Annotated in this window: 7 protein-coding genes; 5 read left to right on the top strand and 2 right to left on the bottom strand. The window is 32.2% G+C overall.

Features of this window, described 5'->3' with window-relative positions; genetic code table 11:
* The first annotated feature begins 208 nt into the window (after positions 1–208).
* From J6L95_RS06135 to J6L95_RS06115, 5 genes are all read left to right on the top strand, one after another.
* Entirely contained in the window at positions 209–1,084 is an 876-nt protein-coding gene (locus J6L95_RS06135; RefSeq protein WP_107318034.1) for an ABC transporter ATP-binding protein, read from the top strand.
* Entirely contained in the window at positions 1,081–1,854 is a 774-nt protein-coding gene (locus J6L95_RS06130; protein ID WP_287458492.1) for an ABC transporter permease subunit, read from the top strand. Before J6L95_RS06135 ends, J6L95_RS06130 begins: the two co-directional genes overlap by 4 nt.
* Before the next feature lie 97 nt (positions 1,855–1,951).
* A complete protein-coding gene (locus tag J6L95_RS06125) occupies positions 1,952–2,326 on the top strand; it encodes a GntR family transcriptional regulator (protein ID WP_029069849.1) in 375 nt (124 codons plus the stop codon).
* 1 nt (position 2,327) lies between these two features.
* Positions 2,328–3,152: an ABC transporter ATP-binding protein gene (locus J6L95_RS06120; protein ID WP_031589344.1), complete on the top strand. Its 825-nt coding sequence runs from the start codon at positions 2,328–2,330 to the stop codon at positions 3,150–3,152.
* Positions 3,149–3,754, top strand: coding sequence for an ABC-2 transporter permease (locus J6L95_RS06115; RefSeq protein WP_287458491.1), 606 nt, complete (start codon positions 3,149–3,151; stop codon positions 3,752–3,754). The genes J6L95_RS06120 and J6L95_RS06115 overlap by 4 nt, the downstream gene beginning before the upstream one ends.
* Before the next feature lie 20 nt (positions 3,755–3,774).
* Here the strand turns inward: J6L95_RS06115 and J6L95_RS06110 are convergent, their stop codons facing one another.
* Entirely contained in the window at positions 3,775–4,347 is a 573-nt protein-coding gene (locus J6L95_RS06110; protein WP_287458490.1) for a hypothetical protein, read from the bottom strand.
* Positions 4,348–4,352: 5 nt separating this feature from the next.
* Complete coding sequence (locus J6L95_RS06105) at positions 4,353–4,883, bottom strand: helix-turn-helix domain-containing protein (RefSeq protein ID WP_029069852.1); 531 nt, start codon at positions 4,881–4,883, stop codon at positions 4,353–4,355.
* Positions 4,884–5,028 lie beyond the last annotated feature (145 nt).

Genomic DNA, 5,028 nt, shown 5'->3' with positions numbered 1-5,028 from the left:
ACAACAAGATTATACACCTAAACCACCCTGAAAAAAAGCGCTTTTTCTTCAGGGGTTTTCAGCGTGCAATAAAAACCATGAAAAATTACTGATAATTTTTTTAAATTTTTACTTGATTTCTATTATCCAATTTTTTTGTATGTGGGCTTTTATTTTTATATGTTATTACAATATGATATGATTATGATATAAGAAAGGGGGGACTTATATGAATGCTATTGAATTGCGTGATCTAACGAAAAGTTATGGGAAATCACGTGGCATTGATAAGTTGAATCTTAGTGTAGAAGAAGGAGAATTCTTCGGTTTCATCGGTCCAAATGGAGCTGGAAAATCGACAGCTATTCGTACAATGCTAGGATTGTTGCGTTATCAGTCTGGAGAAGGGTATATTTTTGGGAAAGATATTAGGAAAGATAAGATAGAGATTTTATCTGAGGTTGGTTATATGCCTTCAGAAGTCTTTTTTTATCCTAAGATGAAAGTGAAACAGGTGATTGCCTACACTGCTAAGCTTAAAAACAAAAACTGTGTTGATGAAGCTTATAAGCTTTGTGAACGTTTATCACTTGATACTACTAAACGTGTTAATCAGCTTTCATTAGGAAACAAGAAGAAGCTTTCTATTGTTATTGCATTGATGCATAAGCCTAGACTTCTTATTATGGATGAACCAACAAGTGGATTGGATCCGCTTGTTCAAAAAGAATTTTTTTCTATCTTGAAGGAACTTCATCAGGAAGGAACAACGATCTTTTTATCAAGTCATAACCTACTTGAAATACAAAGATATTGTGAACGTGCTGCCATTATTCGAGAAGGACATATCATTGCCTGTGATTATGTACGTACGCTTATGCACAGTACGACTAAACGAATAACTCTTACAGGAGATATTGATTTTACAATCGATGGTATGGAAGATCTTAAAAAAGAAGATGGCCAAGTGTCATTCCTTTATCGTGGTCATATGAAATCACTATTAAAGATGCTTTCAGAAGAAAAAATCAGTGATATTAATATTGAAGATCCTGATCTTGAAGAAGTTTTCTTGCACTACTATAAGGAAGGTGATGAACTATGACACTATTTCTACAGGAGTTAAAAAGAGGAAGAAAAGTCCTATTGATCTGGAGTCTTCTTGTTGCTTTCTTTGTAGCTGTATGTATTCTTGTTTACCCTGAAATGAAAAATATGAAGGCAGACTTTTCTAATATGGGTGCCTTCAGTTCTGCTTTTGGTTTAAATCAATTTAACTTATTAACATTCTTTGGATTCTATGGTGTAGAATGTGGCATGATGATGACCTTAGGTGGTTCATTATATGCGGCTTTTATTGGCATAAACATTATATCTAAAGAAGAATATGAAAAAACTGCAGATTTCCTTTTAACTCAGCCCTACTCAAGAGGAAAAGTCGCATTCATTAAGTTTATAGCCATGCAGATTCAAGTTATATTATTTAACCTATTAATGCTGATAGCTGCAATCATATGCATGATTATCATCAAACAGGATTTCCTTGTGAGAGAATTCTATCTTATCCATATGGCAGTTGTCTTTATCAATATGGTTATCGCAAGTATATCCTATTCACTTTCTTGTTTCTTAAGACAAAATGGTACAGGGATTGGATTAGGACTAGCTGTTCTGCTGTATTTTGTTTATATTGTAGGCAATATCTCAAATCATAAAGATTTATTTGGTAAGCTTTCACCTTTCTCATTAAGTGATACCGCAGATATTCTTACAAAACATGTATTGAATGGTACAGTTATTATAATATGGACAGTTGTAAGTATCGTTATTGTTTGTATTGGACTAATTAAATATGTAAGAAAAGACATCTATTAAAAGCACTACTTCGGTAGTGTTTTTTTTAATAAACAGTGTATAACACTTTACAAACTGTTGTATACTGTTATATACTGTTTATAGAAAGGAGGGCCATATGAATATAATTATTAATACCCAAGGAATGGTACCTATTTATGAACAGATTGTAGATCAGATAAAAAAGAGTATCTATAATGAAGAACTTAAAGAAAAAGATAAATTGCCCTCTGTACGTTCATTGTCCAATACGCTAAGAATTAGCGCATTGACTGTTAAGAAAGCGTATGATGCTTTAGAACAAGAAGGACTTATCATTACAGTACATGGCAAAGGGAGCTATATTGCGCCGGTGGATCGTAATGTTGTTCATGAACAGCAGGTAAAAGACATTGAAAAAGAGTTATCTGGAATAATGAAAAAAGCAAGAAGAAGTGGATTAAGTAATGAAGATGTATTAGACATTATGAAAATGATTATGGAGGAATCATAGTATGCTAAAAATGCAGAACGTAAAGAAAACGTATAAGGATTTTCAGTTAGATGTTTCACTAGAAATAAAAAGCGGTACAGTAGTAGGATTGCTTGGCGAAAATGGTTCAGGTAAAACAACGGTATTTAAGGCATTGCTGGGTTTGATTTCAATCGATGAAGGCTCTATTTATAGTGTTGAAGACAAGAATGATGTAGGTGTTGTCTTTTCAGATTCTATGTTAAGTCAGTATTATACAGTTAAGGATATTTCTACTATCTTAAAGGCCTTCTATAAACACTTTGATGAAAAATTCTTTTTAACGAAAGCAGTTGAGATGAAACTCCCATTAAAAAAGACTATTAAAAAGTTTTCTACAGGTATGAAGGCCAAACTGAAAGTACTGATGGCACTTTCTCATCAGGCTAAGGTTCTGATCTTAGATGAACCTACAACTGGACTTGATATATCCGCAAGGATGGATATCTATGATATGCTTAGAGACTATATGGAAGAAGATGAAAGTCGTACAATTCTTATCAGTTCTCATATCACCAATGATTTAGATACATTGTGTGATGAAATCTATATTATCAATGATGGAAAAATCAATTTCCATGAAGATATTGATCGTATTAATGAAACATATGGTTTAATAAAATGTAGTGAAAAAGAATGGCAGACGTTAGATAAGCAGTTTATCTCTAATTACTGTAAAGAGAAATGGGGATATGGTGCTATTACTAATGAAAAACAATTCTACCTAGAAAATTATCCTAAAATGATTATTGAAAATATAAATCTCGATGATATTTTACTCATGAACATTAAAGGAGAAAGACTATGAAGGCTCTACTGATCAAAGATTTAATGACTATGAAGAAGTACAGTATGGGAATCTTGTATGGATTTATTATTATTGTTTTTGTAAATCTGATTTCTGAGAAGATCTATTTTGAACAGATGGTACCCATGTTGATGTATATGATGTGTGTACAAACATTAACGACAATTACTTACGATGAATATGACAACGGTTATCCTCTCTTGTTTACATTGCCATTTACAAGAACACAGTATGTGTTAAGTAAATATGTCTTAAGTATTGTTTCTATTCTGCCAATTATCATTGTTTGGCTGATTTATTCATTGATTATTGGTGCTAATATTCAAATGATCTTTATATCATTGTTATTATATATATTTGCGTCTTCACTTTATATTCCTATCTATCTTTACTTTGGATCAGCAAAATCAACTGTCGCGATGGTTTTACTTTCATTTATTATCATTGGTTCTATCGCATTGCTCTTTAATTTAGTAGGTTTTGCGACAATAATAAAATTATTACAGGGCTTCAAGGTCATCATGGTTTCTATTGGAGTACTGTTATTCATGTTGATGTCTATCCTAATTTCAAGAGCAGTTATGTTAAAGAAAGATTTTTAAAAGAGACTCTTAGGTCTCTTTTAAATTGGAAAATCTGATTCTCCATAATATGCGTATTCTTGTGCAATATAGGTTGTCTTGATTGTCATCAATAAAAGTTTATCTACTTCTTCACTTGTAGCATTGATGATCATTTCTGTATTAGCGATTACATATTTATGTGGATATTCTGGTTCATTGTTTTTCCAAGAAGCATAGCGCTTCTTTCCATCAATGAAAAGCATTTCTTCAGTAGGCCAGAATTCTCCTAGGATCATTGGTTCTCTTGATTCTCTTTCTTCTCGAAGATGATCAGGAAGAACATCCTTAAACAATGATTCAAATGTCGCTAGATCGACAAGCTGAGGCATCTGGTAATGTAAGGCTTCTTTTAGTTTATTGAGATCAATATCAATAGGAAGTTCTTCTTGGAAAACATGAAGAATGATTGTCTTATGATCTTTTGATGTTTCTTTTTGACTAGCAGGAATATGTTCTAGTATATTCTGATATTTATTATGTAGTTTATTCTTTATTTCTTCATCTTCAATAAGAGGAAGAATACGATCTTCTACCTTGTTAATTGTATCTTTAATTAAAGCAATTTTATGCAAAACTATTACCTCTCTATACTTCTTTTTTCATTGCGAATCAGCTCGAATTTTTCTTTGTCTATTTTCCCTGAGGCAATTGTATCACTGACCCAAAGATTAAGTGCGTCTGCAGTTATAGATATTTTTTCTAGCTGATTGGCAATCATCGCAAAATCTTCTAGTTCATCATCAGAGATGATCCCATCTTCGGTGATTTCAATAAGTCGATCTTTTTCTTTGTTTAATGTATTTAATGTAGAAAGTGTACTTAATACAATCTCTGATAATGATGAGATATGCACATCATGACGATGAATCTTGCCGATAGCACATTCATGTGAACAAAAATGATGAATGAGTGAAGGTTTATTATAAGCCTTTGCAAGGGCAAGAATATCTTCAGGATGAGGCTGAATCTTTTCGTTCTCTATTTTTTCTAGACGACTAGCAGTGATGATACCTTCCGTACGTTCACTTGCTTCTAGTCTAGTTAGTCCTTGTTCTTCTCTTGTAAGAAAGTAAATATTTTTATTTTCCTTGATTGATCTTTTTCCCATTGTGTTCTCCTAGTATAATCTAATTGACTTATCCATGAGTTACTTTTAAGACTCTCTAGAGTCATTAAAACTGATAAGCGTTTAGGTTATATCCCTTTCTTTATTTCCTTTATAATAGAAGTATTGAATATGTGTACTTTAGTTT

It is taken from the genome of Kandleria sp., from assembly GCF_017934775.1.
GTDB lineage: Bacteria > Bacillota_I > Bacilli_A > Erysipelotrichales > Coprobacillaceae > Kandleria > Kandleria vitulina.
Note: the sequence above shows the minus strand (reverse complement) of the source record. Positions and strands in the feature narration are given on the sequence as shown.

Excerpts from the sequence above, each read along its gene's own strand:
- J6L95_RS06135 (WP_107318034.1), top strand. The coding sequence starts at position 209 with ATGAATGCTATTGAATTGCGTGATCTAACGAAAAGTTATGGGAAATCA.
- J6L95_RS06130 (WP_287458492.1), top strand. The coding sequence starts at position 1,081 with ATGACACTATTTCTACAGGAGTTAAAAAGAGGAAGAAAAGTCCTATTG.
- J6L95_RS06120 (WP_031589344.1), top strand. The coding sequence starts at position 2,328 with ATGCTAAAAATGCAGAACGTAAAGAAAACGTATAAGGATTTTCAGTTA.
- J6L95_RS06115 (WP_287458491.1), top strand. The coding sequence starts at position 3,149 with ATGAAGGCTCTACTGATCAAAGATTTAATGACTATGAAGAAGTACAGT.
- J6L95_RS06105 (WP_029069852.1), bottom strand. The coding sequence starts at position 4,883 with ATGGGAAAAAGATCAATCAAGGAAAATAAAAATATTTACTTTCTTACA.
- J6L95_RS06125 (WP_029069849.1), top strand. The coding sequence starts at position 1,952 with ATGAATATAATTATTAATACCCAAGGAATGGTACCTATTTATGAACAG.